26 protein-coding genes and 1 pseudogene are annotated in these 19867 nt (G+C 62.7%); 14 read left to right on the forward strand and 13 right to left on the reverse strand.

The window, feature by feature from the left end; genetic code table 11:
* Positions 1–37: 37 nt before the first annotated feature.
* From NTA49_RS00345 to NTA49_RS17290, 5 genes and pseudogenes are all read right to left on the reverse strand, one after another.
* Complete coding sequence (locus tag NTA49_RS00345; RefSeq protein ID WP_005849971.1) at positions 38–274, reverse strand: F0F1 ATP synthase subunit C; 237 nt, start codon at positions 272–274, stop codon at positions 38–40.
* Between the two features lie 48 nt (positions 275–322).
* Positions 323–1117, reverse strand: a complete 795-nt coding sequence (locus tag NTA49_RS00350) for a F0F1 ATP synthase subunit A (protein ID WP_258292661.1) — start codon at positions 1115–1117, stop codon at positions 323–325.
* A 2-nt stretch (positions 1118–1119) separates the two neighbouring features.
* Complete coding sequence (locus NTA49_RS00355; RefSeq protein ID WP_258292662.1) at positions 1120–1446, reverse strand: AtpZ/AtpI family protein; 327 nt, start codon at positions 1444–1446, stop codon at positions 1120–1122.
* A gap of 212 nt (positions 1447–1658) precedes the next feature.
* Positions 1659–2354, reverse strand: coding sequence for a LysR substrate-binding domain-containing protein (locus NTA49_RS00360; protein WP_258292663.1), 696 nt, complete (start codon positions 2352–2354; stop codon positions 1659–1661).
* A 28-nt stretch (positions 2355–2382) separates the two neighbouring features.
* Positions 2383–2568: pseudogene (locus NTA49_RS17290) on the reverse strand (LysR family transcriptional regulator); the annotation flags it as partial.
* A gap of 376 nt (positions 2569–2944) precedes the next feature.
* Between NTA49_RS17290 and NTA49_RS00370 the strand changes: the two are divergent.
* Positions 2945–3295, forward strand: a complete 351-nt coding sequence (locus NTA49_RS00370) for an ArsR/SmtB family transcription factor (RefSeq protein ID WP_258292664.1) — start codon at positions 2945–2947, stop codon at positions 3293–3295.
* Between the two features lie 154 nt (positions 3296–3449).
* Here NTA49_RS00370 and NTA49_RS00375 read toward each other — a convergent pair whose 3' ends face one another.
* Both NTA49_RS00375 and NTA49_RS00380 read right to left on the reverse strand, forming a co-directional pair.
* On the reverse strand, positions 3450–4346 hold the full coding sequence (locus NTA49_RS00375; RefSeq protein ID WP_261368075.1) for a DMT family transporter: 897 nt from the start codon (positions 4344–4346) through the stop codon (positions 3450–3452).
* Positions 4346–5224 (reverse strand): LysR family transcriptional regulator, encoded by an 879-nt coding sequence (locus NTA49_RS00380; RefSeq protein ID WP_258292666.1) that lies wholly within the window; start codon positions 5222–5224, stop codon positions 4346–4348. The genes NTA49_RS00375 and NTA49_RS00380 overlap by 1 nt, the downstream gene beginning before the upstream one ends.
* 124 nt (positions 5225–5348) lie before the next feature.
* On the opposite strand from NTA49_RS00380, the gene NTA49_RS00385 reads away from it, so the two are divergent.
* The 5 genes from NTA49_RS00385 (at position 5349) to rpsP (ending at position 8937) form a co-directional block, all read left to right on the forward strand.
* The gene (locus NTA49_RS00385; protein ID WP_258292667.1) at positions 5349–5927 is read left to right on the forward strand and encodes an FMN-dependent NADH-azoreductase; all 579 of its coding nucleotides are present in this window, start codon (positions 5349–5351) and stop codon (positions 5925–5927) included.
* Between the two features lie 248 nt (positions 5928–6175).
* Positions 6176–7681: a signal recognition particle protein gene (gene ffh, locus NTA49_RS00390; protein ID WP_258292668.1), complete on the forward strand. Its 1506-nt coding sequence runs from the start codon at positions 6176–6178 to the stop codon at positions 7679–7681.
* The gene (locus tag NTA49_RS00395) at positions 7678–8208 is read left to right on the forward strand and encodes a GNAT family N-acetyltransferase (protein ID WP_258292669.1); all 531 of its coding nucleotides are present in this window, start codon (positions 7678–7680) and stop codon (positions 8206–8208) included. Before ffh ends, NTA49_RS00395 begins: the two co-directional genes overlap by 4 nt.
* Entirely contained in the window at positions 8205–8501 is a 297-nt protein-coding gene (locus NTA49_RS00400) for a chorismate mutase (protein WP_258292670.1), read from the forward strand. Before NTA49_RS00395 ends, NTA49_RS00400 begins: the two co-directional genes overlap by 4 nt.
* 46 nt (positions 8502–8547) lie before the next feature.
* Positions 8548–8937 (forward strand): 30S ribosomal protein S16, encoded by a 390-nt coding sequence (rpsP, locus tag NTA49_RS17140; RefSeq protein ID WP_261368050.1) that lies wholly within the window; start codon positions 8548–8550, stop codon positions 8935–8937.
* A 480-nt stretch (positions 8938–9417) separates the two neighbouring features.
* Here rpsP and NTA49_RS00410 read toward each other — a convergent pair whose 3' ends face one another.
* The gene (locus NTA49_RS00410; protein ID WP_258292671.1) at positions 9418–10233 is read right to left on the reverse strand and encodes an ion transporter; all 816 of its coding nucleotides are present in this window, start codon (positions 10231–10233) and stop codon (positions 9418–9420) included.
* Positions 10234–10561: 328 nt separating this feature from the next.
* Between NTA49_RS00410 and rimM the strand changes: the two genes are divergently transcribed.
* The 5 genes from rimM (at position 10562) to trmD (ending at position 13706) form a co-directional block, all read left to right on the forward strand.
* A complete protein-coding gene (gene rimM, locus NTA49_RS00415; protein WP_258292672.1) occupies positions 10562–11074 on the forward strand; it encodes a ribosome maturation factor RimM in 513 nt (170 codons plus the stop codon).
* 75 nt (positions 11075–11149) lie between these two features.
* Complete coding sequence (locus NTA49_RS00420) at positions 11150–11311, forward strand: DUF1328 family protein (protein ID WP_258292673.1); 162 nt, start codon at positions 11150–11152, stop codon at positions 11309–11311.
* Between the two features lie 54 nt (positions 11312–11365).
* On the forward strand, positions 11366–12127 hold the full coding sequence (locus NTA49_RS00425; RefSeq protein WP_258292674.1) for a hypothetical protein: 762 nt from the start codon (positions 11366–11368) through the stop codon (positions 12125–12127).
* Positions 12127–12930, forward strand: coding sequence for a hypothetical protein (locus NTA49_RS00430; protein WP_258292675.1), 804 nt, complete (start codon positions 12127–12129; stop codon positions 12928–12930). The genes NTA49_RS00425 and NTA49_RS00430 overlap by 1 nt, the downstream gene beginning before the upstream one ends.
* Entirely contained in the window at positions 12927–13706 is a 780-nt protein-coding gene (gene trmD, locus NTA49_RS00435) for a tRNA (guanosine(37)-N1)-methyltransferase TrmD (RefSeq protein WP_258292676.1), read from the forward strand. Before NTA49_RS00430 ends, trmD begins: the two co-directional genes overlap by 4 nt.
* A 6-nt stretch (positions 13707–13712) precedes the next feature.
* Here the strand turns inward: trmD and NTA49_RS00440 are convergent, their stop codons facing one another.
* From NTA49_RS00440 to NTA49_RS00450, 3 genes are all read right to left on the reverse strand, one after another.
* Positions 13713–14492: an SDR family NAD(P)-dependent oxidoreductase gene (locus NTA49_RS00440; RefSeq protein WP_258292677.1), complete on the reverse strand. Its 780-nt coding sequence runs from the start codon at positions 14490–14492 to the stop codon at positions 13713–13715.
* 61 nt (positions 14493–14553) lie between these two features.
* A complete protein-coding gene (locus tag NTA49_RS00445; protein WP_258292678.1) occupies positions 14554–15945 on the reverse strand; it encodes a PepSY-associated TM helix domain-containing protein in 1392 nt (463 codons plus the stop codon).
* A gap of 45 nt (positions 15946–15990) precedes the next feature.
* On the reverse strand, positions 15991–16371 hold the full coding sequence (locus NTA49_RS00450) for a hypothetical protein (protein WP_258292679.1): 381 nt from the start codon (positions 16369–16371) through the stop codon (positions 15991–15993).
* Between the two features lie 327 nt (positions 16372–16698).
* Between NTA49_RS00450 and rplS the strand changes: the two genes are divergently transcribed.
* Both rplS and rpmE read left to right on the forward strand, forming a co-directional pair.
* Complete coding sequence (rplS, locus tag NTA49_RS00455) at positions 16699–17082, forward strand: 50S ribosomal protein L19 (RefSeq protein ID WP_258292680.1); 384 nt, start codon at positions 16699–16701, stop codon at positions 17080–17082.
* A gap of 11 nt (positions 17083–17093) precedes the next feature.
* A complete protein-coding gene (gene rpmE / locus NTA49_RS00460; RefSeq protein ID WP_089421294.1) occupies positions 17094–17315 on the forward strand; it encodes a 50S ribosomal protein L31 in 222 nt (73 codons plus the stop codon).
* Between the two features lie 65 nt (positions 17316–17380).
* On the opposite strand, the gene NTA49_RS00465 is transcribed toward rpmE, so the two are convergent.
* The gene (locus NTA49_RS00465; RefSeq protein ID WP_258292681.1) at positions 17381–18340 is read right to left on the reverse strand and encodes an arginase family protein; all 960 of its coding nucleotides are present in this window, start codon (positions 18338–18340) and stop codon (positions 17381–17383) included.
* A 229-nt stretch (positions 18341–18569) separates the two neighbouring features.
* Between NTA49_RS00465 and NTA49_RS00470 the strand changes: the two genes are divergently transcribed.
* Positions 18570–19379, forward strand: coding sequence for a division plane positioning ATPase MipZ (locus NTA49_RS00470; protein WP_258292682.1), 810 nt, complete (start codon positions 18570–18572; stop codon positions 19377–19379).
* Positions 19380–19398: 19 nt separating this feature from the next.
* Here NTA49_RS00470 and NTA49_RS00475 read toward each other — a convergent pair whose 3' ends face one another.
* Entirely contained in the window at positions 19399–19839 is a 441-nt protein-coding gene (locus tag NTA49_RS00475) for a MarR family winged helix-turn-helix transcriptional regulator (protein ID WP_258292683.1), read from the reverse strand.
* Positions 19840–19867: the final 28 nt, after the last annotated feature.

Consider the following 19867-nt stretch of genomic DNA (forward strand, 5'->3'; position numbering starts at 1 on the left):
CGCGCCGCCCAATGCGTAAGGAATAATCGTCAGAGGCTTAGACGGCGAACATCAGCAGCAGAGCGACGAGGAACGAGAAGATCCCCAGGGCTTCTGCAAACGCGATGCCGATGAACAGCGTGGCGGTTTGACCCGCGGCTGCCGAAGGGTTGCGCAGTGCGCCGGCCAGATAGTTGCCTGCCACGTTGCCCACACCGATGGCTGCGCCACCCATGCCGAACGCTGTCAGACCTGCGCCAATAAACTGGCCCATTTGTGCGAGTTCGCCTTCCATGATTTTCTCCTTACAATGGAATGTCGATTTGATGAGGTAGTCCGGACCTTAGTGCGCAGGGTGCAGGGCATCCTTGAGGTACACGCAGGTCAGAATGGTGAAGACATATGCCTGGATAAAGCACACCAGAACTTCGAGCCCGTAGATCGCGGCGATGGCTGCGACCGAAACCGGTGCCACGGCTGTCACGGCGGCGAAGGCCGCGAACACCTTGATCACGGCGTGGCCCGCCATCATGTTGCCCGCCAGACGAATGGAGTGGCTGACGGGGCGCACGAAGTACGAGATAAGTTCGATCACGGCCAGGATCGGGCGCAGCGCCAGCGGCGCCGACGATACCCAGAACAGGCCCAGAAAGCCGAAACCGTTCAGCACGAAGCCCAGGATCGTGACCGCGAAGAACACGGCGAAACCCAGAACCGCAGTGACAGCGATGTGCGAGGTGGTCGTGAACGCCGTGGGCAGCAGGCCCAGGAAGTTCGCGCTGACGATGAACATGAACAGCGTCATGATATAGGGGAAATACTTCAGCCCCTCCTTGCCGGTGATGTCCTCGACCATCTTGTAGATAAAGCCATAGGACAATTCGGCGACGGACTGGCCGCGCGACGGGATAACAGAGCGGCGCGAGGTGGTCAGCACCATCAGCGCAAAGATCGCCAGAACCGACAGGCCCAGCCACAGCGTCACGTTCGTGGGCGTGTACCAGAACACCGGATCTCCGGCCTGACCGAAGATCGGCTTGACCAGGAACTGATCCATCGGGTGAAAGACCAGACCGCTTTCCGCACCATGTGCGACATCGGCACCGGTTGCGACCACCACTTGTGTTTCGTCTGCCATTCTCAGGGCCCTTCGTCTGTGCCCTTGCGGGCGTCGTCACTGTCGGCCGCTTTGGCCATTCCGTCTTTCTGCATTTCGCGGGCGCTGCGTATCATCACGTTCACGCCGGCCGCGAAGCCGAGAAATATGAACAGGATCATCAGCCAGGGCGATGTGCCCAGAAGACTGTCGAGCCCGTAACCGATCCCGAACCCGATCGCCAGACCGGACACGAGTTCGATTACCATCCGCCAGGCCATCTGGGCCTGAGAGTGGTGGTCGTCGTAGTGGTGGACCTTCGGCTTGTCTTCGCCCTTGAGAGCTTTGATCCGGGCCTCGAGATCGCGCATGCGCTGCTGTTCTTCTGGCCCCGCCACGCGGTGTCCCCCACTTGGAAACTTGACGGGATAGCTACGGCGATGCGGGATGTGAGTCAATGGCGGGGTCATGCTGATAAAAATTTGCTTAACCCACTGATTTTTAATGCGTTATTAAAAGCGCCCTCTGAGGCGGTGCCAGATGGTTTTCGCCTGAACCAGCATTTGCAGCCGGCTCAGCATATTCAACCGTTTGGTTTATCTTCCGCGAACACACCCCGTCGCCAAGGGGCAGCCTGCTCCAGAAGCCAGTCGGAAAAAATGCGCACCGCCTTGCGGCGCGTCCCTCCTTCGGCTTGTTTCAAATAGAACCCGCCGTCGCAAAACCCGATGTCGGACACTCGGTGCAAGCGCCCGGTTGCCACGTCTTGCGCAACCACCTCCGATGACACCAGATAGACGCCCTGCCCCGCCAGGGCAGCTTCGATGGCGAGATGCGCCCGCATCCGCCACGCCGGATCGGTCTGCGGCGAGGGCAGGCCAGCAAGTTCGGCCCAGATCGCCCAGGTGTCCTTGTATCGGTCGCGCAGACGCGGATAACGCAGCAGCTCGGCCGGGTCATCGGGCGCGGCAGCGATCAGCGACGGGGCGGCATAAGGATAGACAGGCGCATCGCTGAGCAGGATGGCGTCCGGGTCCGACCCGGCGACCGCCAGGAAGCGGATCGCGATGTCGGCCTCATAGCGGGCGACGTCGGCAAGGCCTGTCGAAGTCTCCAGCCGGATTTCAATCTCCGGGTGCGCTGTGTGGAACGCATTCAGACGCGGCACCAGCCATTTCGCTGCAAACAGCGGCTCGGCGTTCACGACCAGCGTGCCCGCAGGGCGCGCGGTCAGACGATCGGTGGCGGTGCTGATCGTTTCGAAAAGCCGCAGACACATCCGCAAGGAACGCCGCGCCGTCCGAAGTCAGCGCCACGCCGCGCGGCAGATCGCGGAAGAGTTGCGCACCCAGCCAGTCTTCGAGACCGCGCACATGGCGGCTGATCGACGAATGGCTCACCCGCAACTCGTCTGCGGCACGCGAAAAGCTCTCGTGGCGGCCTGCGGCCTCGAACGCGCGCAGCGCATTAAGTGGGGGAAGAGGGCGTTGCATGGACTATCTGTGCATTTTTCGCACGGGACATGTCAAACTAATCCGGATTGAACACGGGGTGCGCCCGTCGCAAAACTTGTGCAAATCCATTATTCCAAAGGTGTTTCAATGAGGCGCACAGCAGATGCACCCGCATTTCGCGGGCCAAAGACACATGCCCAAAATTCACGTATTCGCTGTGCGTTGGCCTGGTTGCGTCGCATAGTTATGCCGCCAAGGGCCCTGCACGTCCGACAGATCAATGCACATCTGGCCCGCGACATAGGATTGGATGCAGCGACCCATGCGCGTCACACGCATTTCTGGCCATCGCAGGGCCCCGTACATCCGCGCTGGTGACGCTTCTCTTCATCCCCAAGCCCAGCTATGACGAAGCATGACACATGATCTGGATCACGTATTCGCGGCGCTTGCCGACCGCACGCGGCGGGCGATCCTGGCGATGTTGCTGGAAGACGACATGGCGGTCACGGATGTGGCCGAGCCGTTCGAGATGTCTCTGGCGGCGATCAGCAAACACCTTGCGATCCTGACGCGCGCTGGCCTGATTGCGCAGGAAAAGCGTGGCAGGGTCAAGTGGTGCAAGCTGGAGCCCGACGCGATGCGTGCCGCGTCGGTCTGGATGCAGGGGTTCGGTCAATTCGAACCGGTCAATCTTGACGCATTCGAGCGGTTTCTGGCGTCGGAACTGGACAATGATGCCCAGCCCGACACCCAGGAACGCTAGGGGTTTAGACCAGACCTGCCAGTGACAGGATGACCAAGACGACGACGATGACGCCGATGATATAGAATACGTTACGCATGACAGGTCCTTTGTTTATTCAAATTGTGCAATGGTAACGCCGCACTTCGAACAAAGGTTCCGCTCACGGCCTGTCTCAGGCCGCGCCGTCATCCCGCAACAACAGGTAGAGCGCCAGTATCGTCAGCGCGACCCCGATCAGGATCATCCCGCCCGGCGCGCCGTTGCCCAGCATGATCTCCCAGACGATCACCCACGACGGCGTGAGATATGTATAGGCCATGACCTTGGCCGAGGGCAGCCGCAGCGTCGCGAATTGCAGCAGCACGAAGGTCGAGGCACTGGCGAAGATGGCGATGTAGACCAGCGTGATCCAGACAATCGCGGGCAGGTTCAGCCAATCGGTCGCGCGGATATCGGACCAGCCGTAGACGACCAGCAGCAGACAGCCCGCGATCAACGTGCCCAGCGTGAACACCACCGCAGGCTCGCCCCGGTTCAGCTTGCGCACCATCGGCGTATAAAGCGCATGGGACACGCAGCCGACGAAATAGATCGCCTCGCCCCGCCCGATCTCGAACGCGGCCAGTGCCGCCAGATCGGCGCGAAAGATCACCCAGACCGCCCCCGCAGCTCCGATGGCCAGCGCCAGCGCCATGCGCGGCGTCGTGATCTGTCGCAACACCAGCCAGCCGAAACCGGCAGCCAGGATCGGGGTCAGCGTGAACACCGCCGCCGCGCTGACCGCAGGCGCGGTTTTCAGCCCCTCGAACATCAGCACGAAATAGACGCTGAAGAGCGCCCCCAGCACCAGATAGCGCCAGGGCGCCTGCCAGTGCACTGCCCGCGCCTTGCCCGTGGCTGCGACGATCGCCCCGATCACGACCGCCGCCAGCGCGAAACGCGCGGCGTTCAGCGCCGCGGGATCAATGGCATTGGCCGCCTGCGACCCCAGCGAGAACGACCCCGCCACGAGCGCGGAAAAGGTCAGCATCGCCAGATGGCCCTGCACGCCCTCCGGCAGCCTGGACATCATACGTCCCAATCCTTCGCCGCGTCCTTGAGAAAGGTCAGAAACGCCTGAACCTTGGTGGTGCGGTGCAGATCGACATGGGTGACCAGCCACAAAGGCGCTGACCATTCCTCGTCATGCGGAAAGACCTCGATCAGATCGGGGTTGGCCCGCGCCTCCAGCACGGAGGCAAAGCCGATGCCCGCACCGTTCAGGATGGCCTGTTCGATCGCGCGGTCTTCCTCGCTGCGGAAACTGAACACCACGTCGGGCACCTTGTCGCGCAGCCACTTGTTGAACGGCGCACGGCTTTGATCGTTGTTGGTGCCGACGAACCTGTGGCCGCTGCACTCCGCCCAGCTTTCAGGCAGGCCGCGCTCCTCGGCATAGCGCCGCGCGGCAAAGAGGCCCATCCGCTGACGCGCGAGGCTTTGCACCACGTTGTCGGGCTGTGCCGGCGGCGACCCCGCGCGGATCGCCACATGCGCCTCGCCGTATTCCAGACGGAACAGGCGGGTGCCGGTCAGATAGCGGATCACCACATCGGGATTCTCACGCTGGAACTGGGTCAGGATCGGCACCATGCGCGGCACCAGCGAAGTCAGCGAGGTCACCACCAGATCGCCCGACACATCCGTGCCGCGCCCCTTGATCCGGCCGACCAGCTGGCTGAACTGGTCATCGGTCGCCTTGGCCACGCGCAGCAGATCCTCGCCCGCTTCGGTCGCAGTATAGCCGCGCGCGTGACGCTGAAACAGCTTGACGCCCAGCCGTGCTTCCAACGCGTCAACGTGGCGGATCACCGTGGCGTGGTGCACGCCCAGAACGTCCGCCGCACCGCTGACGGTGCCCATGCGCGCGACCTGATAGGCGGTCTTGATTTCGTCCCAATTGTCCATCTGGCGAAGTCCAGTTCTTAAGTGTGCGATTTTCAACAGTTGCTGTGAGTTCTGGCCAATTGCGTGTGTTTTTACAATTCCTATTTTGGGATGCAGAATTACCTCCTCCTGAAAGGACCTGAAAATGGCCAAATCCATTCTGCACATTGATGCCTCCGCCCGCCGCGCCACATCCGTCACCCGCGATCTCAGCCAGGACGTCGTCGCCCGGCTCGATGGCGATGTCGTCACCCGCGATCTGTTCGACGCCCTGCCCCACATCGACGAAAGCTGGATCGGCGCCAACTTCACGCCCGAGGCAGACCGCAACGACGCGCAAAAAGAGCTGCTTGCGCTGTCCGACACGCTGATCGCGGAAGTCAAAGCCGCCGACGTGCTGGTCATCGGCGTACCAGTCTACAACTTCGGCATTCCCACCAACCTCAAGGCATGGGTCGACATGATCTGCCGCGCAGGCATCACGTTCCGCTATACCGAAGCTGGCCCGGAAGGGCTGCTGACAGGCAAACGCGCAATCCTGGTCGCGGCCACCGGCGGCACACCCGTCGGCTCCGAGATTGATTTTGCCACCAACTACATGCGGCACATCCTGGGCTTTATCGGCATCACCGATGTGCAGATCGTCGCCGCCGACCGCCTGTCGGTCGACGCCGAAGGCTCGATTGCCGAAGCCAAGGCGCAGGTTGCCAAACTGGCTGCCTGATCCTTCAGGGTCCGGCGCAAGCCGGGCCAAGGTGCGCTGCGGTGGCCCGAGTGTTGACTCGCGCGCCGCAGCGCCGTAAACGCGCCCCAACACTCCGGGAGCTTTGGCCTTCCGGTCCCTGATCAATCAGGGATCGCCCTCCGTCAGCGCGTTGCGCCCACGGGGGCGCTCTTGGTTTGAACTTGGGAAATCCTTCACCGCTTCCTACATAAGGGGGCAGATCGCAACGGGCACGAAAGGCGCTTGGCATGTTTGAAAATCTATCCGAACGGCTTGGCGGGGTCTTTGACCGGCTGACCAAACAGGGTTCGCTCTCCGACGAGGACGTGAAAACCGCCCTGCGCGAAGTGCGCGTCGCCCTGCTCGAGGCCGACGTCTCGCTGCCCGTGGCGCGCGATTTCGTCAACAAGGTACAGGAAAAGGCCACGGGCCAGGCGGTGACCAAGTCAATCACCCCCGGCCAGCAAGTCGTCAAGATCGTGCACGACGCGCTGATCGACACCCTGACCGGCGAAGGCGAGCCCGGTGCGCTGAAAATCGACAACGCGCCCGCGCCGATCCTGATGGTCGGCTTGCAGGGTGGCGGTAAAACCACCACGACCGCCAAGCTCGCCAAGCGTCTGAAAGACCGCGAGGGCAAGCGGGTGCTGATGGCCTCGCTCGACGTCAACCGCCCCGCGGCGATGGAACAGCTTGCGATCCTGGGCAAGCAGATCGGTGTCGACACCCTGCCCATCGTCAAGGGCGAAGACCCCCTCGCCATCGCCAGACGCGCCAAGACGCAAGCCAGCATGGGCGGCTATGACGTCTACATGCTGGACACGGCGGGGCGTCTGTCGATCGACGAAGAACTGATGCAACAGGTCGAGGCGGTGCGCAACGTCACCAACCCGCGCGAAACGCTGCTGGTCGTCGACGGTCTGACCGGTCAGGACGCCGTGCACACCGCGCAGAACTTTGACGACCGTATCGGGATCACCGGCGTTGTGCTGACCCGGATGGACGGCGACGGACGCGGCGGTGCTGCCCTGTCGATGCGGGCCGTGACCGGCAAGCCGATCAAGTTCGTGGGCCTTGGCGAAAAGATGGACGCGCTCGAGACATTCGAGCCCGAACGCATCGCGGGCCGTATCCTGGGCATGGGCGATATCGTTGCCCTGGTCGAAAAGGCGCAGGAAACCATCGAGGCCGAACAGGCCGAAAAAATGATGAAGCGCATGGCCAAGGGTCAGTTCAACATGAACGACCTGCGCATGCAGCTGGAACAGATGATCAAGATGGGCGGCATGCAGGGCATGATGGGCATGATGCCCGGCATGGGCAAGATGGCCAAACAGGTCGAGGCCTCGGGCTTTGACGACAAGATCCTCAAGCAGCAGATCGCGCTGATCCAGTCGATGACCAAGAAAGAGCGCGCCGCGCCGCAGATCCTGCAGGCCAGCCGCAAGAAGCGCATCGCGCGCGGTGCGGGTCTGGAAGTGTCCGAGCTGAACAAGCTCTTGAAGATGCACCGCCAGATGTCCGACATGATGAAGAAAATGGGCAAGATGGGCAAAGGCGGCATGCTGAAACAGGCCATGAAGGGCATGTTCGGCAAAGGCGGCCCCAGCCCCGAAGACATGGCCGCAGGCATGGACCCCAAGGCACTGGAAGCCGCCGCCAAGCAGATGGGCGGCATGGGCGGCCAGAATCCCTTTGGCGGTGGCGGCATGGGCCTGCCCTCGGGCCTCTCCGGTTTCGGGAAGAAGAAATGACCGACGCAACCCCGCATATCCCCACGCTGACGACCGAACGGCTGATCCTGCGCGCGCCTTCGCCGCGGGACGTGCCTGCCTTTGCCGCGTTCTATGCGTCGGACGCCTCGCGGTTCGTGGGCGGCCCGATGACCGAAGCGGAAACATGGCGCTATCTCTGTCAGGTGCTGGGACACTGGGCCATGCGCGGCTATGGGCGTTGGATCGTGACGACACGCGACGACGACACCGCCATCGGCCTTGTCGGCCTGCACAACCCGCTTGATTGGCCCGAAGCCGAAGTCGGCTGGTACATCTGGTCGGGCAACGGCAAGGGCTACGCCGCAGAAGCAGGCCGCGCCGCACGCGCGCACGCCTATGAAACGCTCGACTGGACCACCGTGGTCAGCATGATCGCGGCCGGGAACGACGCCTCCGTGCGCGTCGCCGCCGCTCTGGGGGCCACGCGGCAGGATGATTATCACCATCCCGTCTATGGCGCGATGGGGGTGTACCGTCACCCCGGACCACAGGAGATCGCCGCATGACCGACACCGTGAAACGCGCCGCCGAGCTGCTGAAAGGCCACCGCGCCAGCATCGACCGGCTGGACGCCATCCTTGTCTATACCTTGGGCGAGCGGTTCAAACACACCCAGGCTGTGGGGAAACTCAAAGCCGAACACGACCTTCCCCCGTCCGATCCTGCACGCGAAGCCGCGCAGATCGCACGTCTTGAAGATTTGGCGAAAGAGGCCGACCTCGACCCCGAATTCGCCAAGAAGTTCCTGAACTTCATCATCGCTGAAGTCATTCAGCACCACAAACAGCACCAGACCTGAAACGGGGTCACACCCCGTCAAAGCCATCAATTAGGAGATACCAACCATGGCCATGAAAATTCGTCTCGCCCGCGGCGGTTCCAAGAAACGCCCCTTCTACCGTATCGTCGCTGCCGACAGCCGCATGCCGCGCGATGGCCGTTTCATCGAGAAACTGGGCACATACAACCCGCTGCTGGCCAAAGACAGCGAAGACCGCGTGAAGATGGACGTCGAGCGCATCCAGCACTGGATCGCACAGGGCGCACAGCCCACCGACCGTGTCGCGCGCATGCTGGAAGCCGCCGGCGTGACACCCAAAACCGAGCGTAACAACCCCAACAAGGGCACACCCGGCAAGAAAGCCCAGGCGCGCGTCGAAGAGAAAGCTGCCAAGAAAGCAGCGATCGAAGAAGCGGCCAACGCACCGAAAGAGGAAGCTGCCGCAGAGGAATAACTCTGGCGACCGCATGTTTCGGGGCCCGTTCCACGCAGGTGGGGCGGGCCTTTTTTGTGTGGCGTCGGACGTGTGCGAATGTCAGTTGCCGGGCAAAACCCACTTTTGTGAGAGATAGCTGACCCAAGGTGCGGCGCTGCGTCCGTTGGGCGGGGGGCCGACCGGCTGCTTTGAGCTCTTACCGTCTGCCACCGCGCGGAATCAAGGCCGCAGGCCGCCGCGCAACGCCGGGCCGTCCGCCGACACGGCGATTTGGTTTCTGTTGCGCGTGACGGATAGCTGGGATGTGCTTGGCTGCCATAAAGTGCCAGTCACAGAGGTCTGATCGCCGCACCACGGCCCGTCGATGCGCGACTTTACGCAAGTCCGGTTTGGATCAGAAATGCATGGCACTGTGCCAGCTTCGCTTGGCACGGATCAACAACACGACTTAGAAAGTCTGTCGCGTGGAGTCGGATACGCACGACGTTCAAGAATGGCTCAATCCTTGCGCGTCTCGTTCTGCGCCTTGATCAGGTTTTCCAGCTCAAGCAGACGGTGCAGCACCTCGTCGCGGTAGGTGTCGGTCTTTTCGTTGGATTCCTCGTTGTGCGCGTCCTGCATCGAATTCACGATCAGACCCACCAGCAGGTTCACCACCGCAAAGGTCGTGACCATGATGAACGGAATGAAGAACGTCCACGCATAGGGGTAAACCTCCATCACCGGGCGCACGATGCCCATCGACCAGCTTTCCAGCGTCATGATCTGGAACAGCGAATAGCCCGACCGCGCCAATGTGCCGAACCAGTCGGGAAAGGCCGCGCCAAAAAGCTTGGTCGCCATCACCGCGCCGATGTAGAAGATCACGCCCATCAGCAAAAACACCGACCCCACACCCGGCAGCGCGTTGACCAGGCCGTCAACCACGCGCCGCAGGGACGGCGCGACCGAAATGACCCTGAGCAGCCGCAGGATCCGCATCGCGCGCAGCACGCTGAGGCCTTGGGTCACCGGCACCAGCGAGACCGCGACGATCACGAAATCGAACATGCTCCAGCCGCTCTTGAAGAACGCCAGACCGCGCCCGAAAATCTTGAGCGCGATTTCGATCACGAAGATCGCAAGGCAGGCGGTATCCAGCGCCACGATCAGCGGCCCCGCCGCAGCCATCGCCTGATCCGAGGTTTCCAGCCCCAGAATGGCAGCGTTGAACAGGATCACCGCCAGAATGAAATTCTGGAACGCCGCGCGCTCGGTGAAGCGGGCGACGCGGGTGCGTATGGACTGTCGGGGAAGGGCATTGGACTGATTCATAGCGGCACATATCGGATGCGGCCCTGAACAGTGCAAGGGGCCTTGCAGAATGATGCCGCAGGAATGACCGGACTGTGCGAAAAGCGGGCAGCCGAGGTTCTCGCCCCGGTCGAATGCGCCTGCTCTGGACAGTCGGTCCGTGCTCGGCGCAATGTGCCGCTTGTTAATAAGTGCTTCGAGGCCATGCCAGAGTGTTCAAACTCTTTCGATTGATTTTCCTGTTGCCGGTCGCTTTCGCCGCCGGTTGGATTTATGAAAGCCAGGCCGCCGCGCAACGCTGTACCGATGCGGGTGGCATCATGCGCGACGGGATTTGCAGAGGTGTAAAGTGAGCAAGGATGAACTGGTTTGCGTGGGCGCCATCAGCGGTGCCTACGGAGTAAAGGGCGAAGTGCGGATCAAATCGTTCTGTGCGGTCCCCGACGACATCGAAACCTACAGCCCGCTGACCGACGAGACCGGCAAACGGTCGTTTTCGCTGGCGATCGTCCATTCGGTCAAGAACGGCTTTGTTGTGCGCATCGCCGAAGTCGGGACCAAGGAAGAGGCCGACGCGCTCAAGGGCGTGACCCTGCACGCGCACCGCGATCAGTTGCCGTCGCTGCCCGATGACGAATATTACCACGCCGATCTGGTCGGCCTGACCGTGGTCGACACCGGCGGCACTGAACTGGGCCATGTGAAGTCGGTGCAGAACCACGGTGCGGCGGACCTGCTTGAGGTGGCCTTGCCCGAAAGCAGCGCCACGGTGCTGCTGCCCTTCACGCTTGATGCCGTGCCGACCGTCGATCTTGCCACGGGGCGTATCGTGGCCGACCCGCCGGAAGGGCTGTGGCCGTGATCACGGAACCGCGAGCGGCTTGGGACGTTTCCATTTCAGAGGGGCGGTTATCGCCCGAATTTGAAAGGGTAAATCATGTTAGAGATTATTCTCATCCTGCTCGTTGTGGCCGCCGTGGCCAGCCTGTTCGGCTTTGGCCGTCTGTCGGGTGCTGCGTTGACTGGGGCCAAGTTTCTGATCTTCGTCGCACTGGTGGTGTTCCTGCTGGTCATTCTGGGCATCATCGCCATCGCCTGACCGACCCCGATGGTAAGACCCTGATCGCGCATGGCGGCTGACAGAAAGCCCGCCATGCGCATTCTCATCCACGCAGGGTTTCACAAGACCGGCACGACGACCATGCAAAAGACGCTGCGGGCGAACCGCAAGGTCCTGCGCCCCTGCCGCATCGTTCTGCGCCCTGATATGGTGGCGCTTTGCGAAGCGGCCCGCGCCTATTCCGTCAGCCGCAGCCAGACCGATCTGGCGTTGATCCAATACGAGGCGGCAAGCCTCGCCGAAAGTTGGGGCACCGAGACCGCCGATGTGGTGCTGAGTTCCGAAGACCTCTCCGGCCACATGCCCGGACGGCGCGGGCTGACGACCTATGACGCCACACCGCGCATCATGCGCGCGCTCACGCAGGCCATTGCCGCCGCCTTGCCCAACGCAGAACAAGTCTTGTATTTCACCACCCGCGCCGCCGATCCGTGGTTGCGCAGTTGCTACGTCCAGCATTTGCGCGCGACGCGGATCACCCTCAGCGCTGCGGAATATGCCGCGCGTATGGCGGCCTCTGCCGATCTGGACGGGATCGTGGCTCAGGTCGCTGCCGCCGTGCCCGGTATTCGCGTGGTCGCGCAACCGCTCGAGGGCTGCACCACGCCGCTCGGGCCGCTTGCCCCGCTGCTGGATGTGCTGGGCATCGCGCCCGAAACGCTCAACTCCCGCCCGCCTGAAAACACGTCGCCACCGCCGGGCTTGACCGACGCGATGCTGGCGCTGAACCGCTCGGACCTGTCGGATGCCGACTGGCGCGTGGCCAGGGACGCTCTGAAGCGCGAGGACTTCTGATGCCCGCCAAGATCGTTCTGCACATCGGCTTTCACAAGACCGGCACATCGACGGTGCAGCAGATGCTGCGCACCAACCGCGCGCTGCTGAAACCGCACCTGGCGATCCGTTTGAAACCGCAGATGACCGACCTGATGCACGCGACGCGCGGCTTTTCCACTTGGCGCGACAAGATCTCGCTGGCGAAGGTGGCGCGCCGGTTCGATCTGCTGTTGCAGGACCTGCCCGGAATGCCGCGCCGCGCGCTGGTGATCTCGGCCGAGGAGCTTTCGGGGCACATGCCGGGACGGGGCGATCTGGCCGATTATTCCGCCGCGCCGGAGTTGGTACATATTTACGTCGAATGTGTACAGAAACACTTTCCCGACTGCGAGGTTGCGGTCTATGCCTCGACCCGCGCGCCGCAGGCCTGGTTGCGCAGCGCCTATTGGGAACATGTGAAATCGTCCTCTATGACCTTGGATTTCACCGACTTCGTCGCGCGCTATGGCCATGCCGCCGATCTGGACGCCGTGCTGGACGAGATTGCCGCCACAGTGCCCTGCCGCGTGTTCCGCGCCCGTCTGGAAGAGGCGCAGAGCCTGCGGCTTGGACCCGCGCAGCCCCTGCTGGAACTGTGCGACGTGCCTGCCGAGACACTGGCGCAGATCATGCCGCATCCGGTGGCGAATGCAGCGCTGGACCCATCCGTGCTTGAGGCGTTACTGGAGGCCAACCGCGCCCACCCAGACCCGGCAGACCGCGCCGCGCGCAAGGCGGCGAAACAGGCCATATTGGCCGCAGCCCAAGGAAAAGACACATGAAATCACATGGCCGCAAGAGCATCCGGGCGACGCTGAAACCCGCGTCGCTGATGGACGAGACGCCCGAGCTTGCAGGCGTCTGGCAGGCGCGGATCGTGACGCTGTTTCCGGACGCATTCCCCGGCGTGCTGGGCGAAAGCCTGACCGGGCGGGCACTGCAGGACGGGCTGTGGCAATTGCACACCCACGACCTGCGCGAACACGGGCTGACCAAACACCGCAACGTCGATGACACGCCCGCAGGCGGCGGCGCGGGCATGGTCCTGCGTGCCGATGTGGTCGGCCCCGCCATCGCCGAGGCGCAAGGTCACGCGCGCGGACGCTGGCCGATCCTCTACATGTCGCCGCGCGGTCGGCGGTTCGATCAGGCGATGGCGCGCGATCTGGCGCGCTGCGACGGCGTGACCATGCTGTGTGGTCGCTTCGAGGGCGTGGACGAACGGGTGCTGGAAGCCTACGACATCACCGAAGTCTCATTGGGCGATTTCGTGATGACGGGGGGCGAGCTGGCAGCGCAAGCGATGATCGACGCCACCGTGCGGCTGTTGCCCGGCGTGCTGGGCAATGCCGAAAGTGCGGTGGATGAAAGCCATTCGGCAGGCCTTTTGGAACATCCGCAATACACCAAGCCCGCGGAGTGGCAGGGGCGTCCGATCCCCGAGGTGCTGATGTCGGGCAACCACGCCAAGATCGCGGAGTGGCGGCGCGAAATGTCCGAAAAGATCACCGCCGAGCGTCGGCCCGATCTGTGGGCGCGTCATGTGGACAAAGAGTGACAAGCGTCATTTCTTGGTCTGCATCCGCTGGATCATCTTCAGAACCATCCGGCGCGGCATCAGCGGAATGACCCAGTTCAGCGCGACCGACAATCCCCTCTCGTTCACGATCACCAGATCGCCGCGCATCATCGCGTCATAGCCGATGCGCGCGACAGTGTCGGGCGTGGCCCCGCCGTTCTTGACCAGAGCGGTGCCGTTCAGGTCGCTGACATCGGCAAATTCGGTTTTCACATAGCCGGGGCACAGGGCCGTGCAGGTCACGCCGCGCGATCTGTTTTCCTGATCTATCGCCTGGCTGAACGACGTCACGAACGCCTTGGTCGCGAAGTAGGTGGCCTGCAATGGGCCGGGCATGAAGGCAGCACTTGAGGCCACGTTCAGGATCTTGCCGCCGCCCGCCGCCACCATGTCGGCCCCGAAACTGTGGGTCAGCGACACCAGCGCCTTGACGTTCAGGTCGATCATCGCGAGGTCCTTTTCCAGCGACCGATCAAGGAACCGGCCCTGCCCGCCAAAGCCCGCGTTGTTGATCAGGATGTCGACCTTCAGCCCCGCTTCGGTGACCTGTTGGTAAAGCGCCTGCGCTCCACCCTCAGCCCCGAGGTCCAGCGCAAAGACATGGGCGGTGATGCCATGTGCGTTGCGCAATTCTGCGGCCAATTCCTCGAGCGTGTCCTCGCGCCGTGCGGTCAGGATCACGTCGCCGCCCTTCGATGCGTGGTAGCGGGCAAATTCCATGCCGATGCCAGAGGATGCGCCGGTGATCAGGGCCATTTGGGGCATGCGTGCTGTCCTTTTGCTGCTTCAACGCAAAGCTAGCCCACATGCCCCTGCTTTCACCCCCTCAGGACAAAAGCCGTTTCAGCGGCGCAATCCGCCGGACCGCCAGGAGGTCCAGCGCCAGAACCGTCAGCAGGGCGATCCCCGCCATCGGAAAGGCCAGCGACACGGCCAGCCCCACCAGCACAGCACCCCGCCAAAGCGGCATCTCGCTCGGCAGTGGCGGGGCGGCCAGACGCAGGCCTGCGCCCCTACGGCGTTTCCACCACATCACCACGCTGGTCAGGCACAGCGCCAGGACGGCGAGGCACACCAGCGTGTTGGCCAGAACGCTCCACAGTCCCAGCGTGCCCATGTGCAGGGCCGTGCCCACCGCCATCGCCTTACCCGCCAGCGCATAGTCGTCAAAGCGGACATCGGCGAGGATGTTGCCGGTGAAGCGGTCGATGTGGGTGGTGCGGTCGGCGGTCGGGCTGATGCTGTCGTTGTTCATCGAATCGCGCGACAGCGTCCAGACGCCTGTGGCACCGCGCGGCAGGTTCATCTGGTAGCGTGCGTCAAAGCCGATCTGGCGGGCCAGTGCGTCGATGCTGTCGATATCCGGCGACCGTGGTGCTGCCGCGGTGCCTGCGGTGCTGCCCGACGCAGGCATCGGGGTCTGTTCCAGCGCCCATGGCACCTCTTTCGGGCCGTGGTTCATGCTGCCGTGCGTCTGGTCGGACAGGGGCACGTTGTCCCACTTTTCGGCTGGAAACTGGCTCCAGGCCTGCACCATCTTTTCGCCCCAGACACCGGACCACGACAGGCCCGAGATCAGAAAGAACACCAGCACCACCGAGATCCACAGACCGATTGCGCCGTGCACTGATTTCCACGCGCCGCGTCCGCCCCTGAACGAGGGCATCAGCGCCCGCCGCCAGCCCGTGCCGCGCGGCCACCACATGTAAAGACCCGTGGCGATCAGGACCATGCCGAGCGAGGCGGCAATCTCGAGCAGCCGGTCGCCGGTGGTGCCCAAAAGCAGTTCCGAATGGATGTTGTCGGCCAGATCGTACCAACCCGACCGGCGCGGCCAGCTTTGCAGCACCTGCGCGGTATATGGATCGACCGCGACCATTGTTGCCACGCCGTCCCGATCCACACGGAACACCGCCGCACGGTCGGCTGCACGCGGGGCCACGTATTGCACCAGCACGCTGTCATGCACGGCGGCAATGGCGGCATCGGCCTGTGCGCTGACGGCCAGGGGCGCATCCTGGGGCACCACGGGGATGCGTTCGCCGTCGCGCCCGCCCAGAAAGGCGATCCACAGCATCGCCATGCCGGTCAGCGCGAGGATTGCGAAAAACGGGATGACATAGAGCCCCGCATAGAAATGCCAGCGCCATGCGGCGCGGTAAAAGGCAGACGTATCGGATGACCGCGCAGGCGCGGCAGTGGGGTCGATGGAGACCATGAGATGTGTCCTCTGACAGGCGTTATTCAGGAAAAAGGTGGAGCGTCAGAGAAGGATCGGCGGCCCGCGTGTCAGGTTCTGGCTGCGTTTGACCTGCCCCGTCACCAGCGCCGCCACTTGCACGGTCGACACATGGGCGCGGATCTGCTGAGCTGCGGGCACCATCAGCGGGGCGTCGAGCACTGCATGCGCAACACCTGCGGACCAGTCACAGGGCGCGTGCTGCGCATCGACCGGATCGCCGTTGGCGTCCAGTGTCACGGTGGTGGTGCCGTGGCCGGTGCACAGCACCAGCGTCATGACCCCCGCCTGCGCTGTCGGCATGGTACCGGGCGTCAGGCAGGAAAAGGCCACGAACAACAGCACATGCGCCGCGCGGATCAGCGCGGTTGCCCTGGCGTGCAGATGTGCGGTAAACGAAGCCATGTGTGCTCTTTAGCAGCGTGGGCGCATCATTCCAGCGCAAAACCCGCCGCGCGTGCCCTTGCACCATGGTCAGCCGCGTCACCTGGCCCCTTGACCGGGCCCGCAAATCCACCCTATACCGCGCAAGTTCGGAATCGGCCCATGCCGCCCGGACCGTTTGGCCTGTGGCATCCCCTTTAGATGCATCCACGCAGGACGGATCGGAAAACAAGGAACGGTGCTTGAACACTCCCTGCGGGCGGCGATTGTCGGACCCGGCGAAGACAGGAAGCTCTGAGGCGCGCAAAACTTCGTGGAGCAACCACGAGCATATAAGGAGAAGATCAGATGGACCTGATCGCACAGATCGAAGCGGAGCAGATTGCTGCGCTGGGGAAGACGATCCCCGATTTCAAGGCGGGTGACACCATCCGCGTCGGTTACAAGGTGACCGAAGGCACACGCACCCGTGTGCAGAACTACGAAGGCGTCTGCATCGCGCGCAACAACGGCAAGGGCATTGCCGGTTCGTTCACCGTGCGCAAGATTTCCTTCGGTGAGGGCGTGGAACGTGTGTTCCCCTTGTTCTCGACAAACATCGAAGACATCACCGTCGTGCGTCGTGGCCGTGTGCGCCGCGCCAAGCTGTATTACCTGCGGGAACGTCGCGGCAAATCCGCCCGTATCGCAGAAGTCACCAACTACAAGCCCAAGTCGGGCGCCAGCGCGTAAGGATCGAGATCATGAAAGCCGATACACACCCCGACTATCACATGATCGACGTCAAGATGACGGACGGCACCGTGGTGAAAATGAAATCGACATGGGGCAAGGAAGGCGACCAGCTGTCGCTGGACATCGACCCCTCCGTGCACCCCGCGTGGACCGGCGGCAACAGCCGTCTGATGGACACCGGCGGCCGCGTGTCGAAGTTCAAGAACAAATACGCCGGCCTGGGCTTCTAAACCCGCCTGCATTCATGACGAAGGGCGTGGCCAGCAATGGCCGCGCCCTTTTTCGTTGTGGTTCGTCAGAGACGCGCCTGTTGACGCGCGATCAAGCCCATCGTTGCCGCGACCAGACGTGAGACAGTCAGACCACCGATGCCGTCAACGTCCACCTCGGGCAGGATTTCAACGAAATCGACGGCGGCAATCGTCCCGCGTTTGGCCGCGCCCTCGATCAGTTCCAGCAGCTGATAGTAGCTTAGACCACCCGGCGCGCGCCCTATGGTATTGGGGGCGATCGACGGGTCCAAAGCGTCAATATCTATGCAAAGAATGACATTCGCGCCTTCGTCGATCTGGTCCAAGGCGGGTTTCAGCCCGTTCCGGTGCACATCCGGTCCGGTAAAGAACTTCACGCCCCATTTCCGCGCATCGTCGAAGTCCGACGAATGTCCTGATCCGATCCCGCGCGCCCCGACTTGGATGATCTGCTCGATGTGATCCATTTCCGATGCGCGCCGCATGGTCGAGGACAGTCCCTGCGTTTCCCCCATGTGACTTTCACGCCAGTCGATATGCGCGTCGATCTGCAATATGGTGTACGTCTTGCCGGTGTCGCCCATAGCGTCCAGCATCGGAATGGGAATTGAATCGTCTCCCCCCACCAGAATGGGAACGACGCCCCGGCTTACTATCGTTGAAATTGCTTGACGAATCGTGGCCCTGTTCGTGGCGAAATCGGTTTCGCTCCATTCAAGATCACCGCAATCCACGGCTCTTTTCGTACCCTCGGGAAAGGTCGGCCCGCCCAGATCAAAGTTGTGCCTCTCGATGTTCGCGGTAAGGGACGCAATGGCTTCGCGCAAAGACGCGGGGCCATTTTGGGCATAGGCACCGACCGACCCATAAGGCGTAGCGCAAGGTGCCCCGATAAAGGCAGAGGATGCGTCGATTGACGCAAGATCCGTACAGGCGTCCAGGCCCAGGAAGGTATCCGACGCGGTGGCGCCAAAGAGTGCAGCCAAATCAGGTTTCTTACCCATGTCAGCGGTCCTTTCATCTAAAGTCATATGCCGGAATTTAGCGCAGTCTGTCGCAAGAAGGGCAAGCCCGTCCCATGACGAACCACGTCAGCCCCGATGCAACGATCATGCAACCATGTCACTTTTCCCACGCTTTGATGCTCTCCCCGCTTTTCACAGGTCGATCCACAACATATAGTGTGCCAAAGAAGGCAAACCGCACAGAAACGGCGGATGCAAGGGGACAGGCATGGCGCATATCATCGTCGTCGGAAATGAAAAGGGCGGCGCGGGGAAATCCACCGTGTCGATGCACGTGGCAACCGCCTTGGCGCGCATGGGTCACAAGGTCAGCGCGCTGGATCTGGATTTGCGGCAACGCACCTTCGGGCGCTACGTCGAAAACCGCGCGGCATTTCTCAAAAGCGCCGAGCTGACCCTGCCCAGCCCCGAGGTGCACGACCTGCCCGAGATTGATCCCGGAACGCTGCAACCGGGCGAGAACATCTATGACCACCGCTTGAGTGCTGCTGTCGCCTCGCTTGAGCCCGACAACGACTTTATCCTGATCGACTGCCCCGGCAGCCACACCCGGCTGAGCCAGGTGGCGCATTCGCTGGCCGATACGCTGATCACCCCGCTGAACGACAGTTTCGTCGATTTCGACCTGCTGGCGCGGATTGACGCATCCGGCGACAAGATCCTCGGGCCATCGGTCTATTCTGAAATGGTCTGGAACGCGCGCCAGTTGCGTGCGCAGGCGGGCTTGCAGCCGATCGACTGGATTGTCGTGCGCAACCGCATGGGTGCGCAGCGGATGGTCAACAAGGAAAAGATGGAACGCGCGGTCAAGATGCTGGCCAAACGCATCGGTTTCCGCATCGCCCCCGGCTTTTCCGAAAGGGTGGTCTTCCGCGAGCTGTTTCCGCGCGGGCTGACCCTGCTCGACCTCAAGGATATCGGCGTCAAGCAGTTGAACATCTCGAACGTGGCCGCGCGGCAGGAACTGCGCGACCTGATCAAGTCTCTGAACCTGCCCGGCGTCACCGTCGACTTTTGATCGACGCGCCGGTGCCCGTTCAGGATACCCGCTGCGCCAGCCGCTTCAACATGCGGCGCAGGGCCGCGACATCCTCGTTGCCCAGCATGTCCGCCAGCGCCGCGTCGTATTCCTGCGCGATCTTTCGCAAATCGCGGTAAGCGGCCTGCCCTTGGGCTGTCAGCTCCAGATGCTCGGTCCGCCGATCCCTGGTATCGCGGTCGCGGGTCAGAAAGCGCCGCTCGGCCAGACGCTGCACCGCGCGGCTGATCTTGGTCTTGTGCAGACCTGACCGGTCGCGGATCTCGGATGCGCTCAGCCGTCCGTACATTCCCAGATGGAACAGGACCCGCCATTCATTGCGCAACATGCCATAGCGGCTTTTGTAGACGCTCTGGAAATCCAGCGACGACGCCTCGGCGGCCTGGTTCAGCAGATAGGGCAGGAACGCCTGCAGATCAAAGATGTCGGTGTCGGCCATTTTCCACCCGCGCCTGTTGTTAGTTACA

It is taken from the genome of Pseudosulfitobacter koreensis (assembly GCF_024733015.1).
Taxonomy (GTDB): domain Bacteria; phylum Pseudomonadota; class Alphaproteobacteria; order Rhodobacterales; family Rhodobacteraceae; genus Pseudosulfitobacter; species Pseudosulfitobacter koreensis.

Coding starts and splice junctions, on each gene's coding strand:
- NTA49_RS00400 (WP_258292670.1), top strand. CDS start 8,205: ATGACCGACACCGTGAAACGCGCCGCCGAGCTGCTGAAAGGCCACCGC.
- NTA49_RS00440 (WP_258292677.1), bottom strand. CDS start 14,492: ATGCCCCAAATGGCCCTGATCACCGGCGCATCCTCTGGCATCGGCATG.
- NTA49_RS00345 (WP_005849971.1), bottom strand. CDS start 274: ATGGAAGGCGAACTCGCACAAATGGGCCAGTTTATTGGCGCAGGTCTG.
- trmD (WP_258292676.1), top strand. CDS start 12,927: ATGAAATCACATGGCCGCAAGAGCATCCGGGCGACGCTGAAACCCGCG.
- NTA49_RS00385 (WP_258292667.1), top strand. CDS start 5,349: ATGGCCAAATCCATTCTGCACATTGATGCCTCCGCCCGCCGCGCCACA.
- NTA49_RS00445 (WP_258292678.1), bottom strand. CDS start 15,945: ATGGTCTCCATCGACCCCACTGCCGCGCCTGCGCGGTCATCCGATACG.
- NTA49_RS00465 (WP_258292681.1), bottom strand. CDS start 18,340: ATGGGTAAGAAACCTGATTTGGCTGCACTCTTTGGCGCCACCGCGTCG.
- rplS (WP_258292680.1), top strand. CDS start 16,699: ATGGACCTGATCGCACAGATCGAAGCGGAGCAGATTGCTGCGCTGGGG.
- rpmE (WP_089421294.1), top strand. CDS start 17,094: ATGAAAGCCGATACACACCCCGACTATCACATGATCGACGTCAAGATG.
- NTA49_RS00395 (WP_258292669.1), top strand. CDS start 7,678: ATGACCGACGCAACCCCGCATATCCCCACGCTGACGACCGAACGGCTG.
- NTA49_RS00475 (WP_258292683.1), bottom strand. CDS start 19,839: ATGGCCGACACCGACATCTTTGATCTGCAGGCGTTCCTGCCCTATCTG.
- NTA49_RS00370 (WP_258292664.1), top strand. CDS start 2,945: ATGACACATGATCTGGATCACGTATTCGCGGCGCTTGCCGACCGCACG.
- NTA49_RS00355 (WP_258292662.1), bottom strand. CDS start 1,446: ATGCGCGATCTCGAGGCCCGGATCAAAGCTCTCAAGGGCGAAGACAAG.
- NTA49_RS00410 (WP_258292671.1), bottom strand. CDS start 10,233: ATGAATCAGTCCAATGCCCTTCCCCGACAGTCCATACGCACCCGCGTC.
- NTA49_RS00380 (WP_258292666.1), bottom strand. CDS start 5,224: ATGGACAATTGGGACGAAATCAAGACCGCCTATCAGGTCGCGCGCATG.
- NTA49_RS00360 (WP_258292663.1), bottom strand. CDS start 2,354: ATGTGTCTGCGGCTTTTCGAAACGATCAGCACCGCCACCGATCGTCTG.
- rpsP (WP_261368050.1), top strand. CDS start 8,548: ATGGCCATGAAAATTCGTCTCGCCCGCGGCGGTTCCAAGAAACGCCCC.
- NTA49_RS00350 (WP_258292661.1), bottom strand. CDS start 1,117: ATGGCAGACGAAACACAAGTGGTGGTCGCAACCGGTGCCGATGTCGCA.
- NTA49_RS00450 (WP_258292679.1), bottom strand. CDS start 16,371: ATGGCTTCGTTTACCGCACATCTGCACGCCAGGGCAACCGCGCTGATC.
- ffh (WP_258292668.1), top strand. CDS start 6,176: ATGTTTGAAAATCTATCCGAACGGCTTGGCGGGGTCTTTGACCGGCTG.
- NTA49_RS00425 (WP_258292674.1), top strand. CDS start 11,366: ATGCGCATTCTCATCCACGCAGGGTTTCACAAGACCGGCACGACGACC.
- NTA49_RS00375 (WP_261368075.1), bottom strand. CDS start 4,346: ATGTCCAGGCTGCCGGAGGGCGTGCAGGGCCATCTGGCGATGCTGACC.
- NTA49_RS00430 (WP_258292675.1), top strand. CDS start 12,127: ATGCCCGCCAAGATCGTTCTGCACATCGGCTTTCACAAGACCGGCACA.
- NTA49_RS00470 (WP_258292682.1), top strand. CDS start 18,570: ATGGCGCATATCATCGTCGTCGGAAATGAAAAGGGCGGCGCGGGGAAA.
- NTA49_RS00420 (WP_258292673.1), top strand. CDS start 11,150: ATGTTAGAGATTATTCTCATCCTGCTCGTTGTGGCCGCCGTGGCCAGC.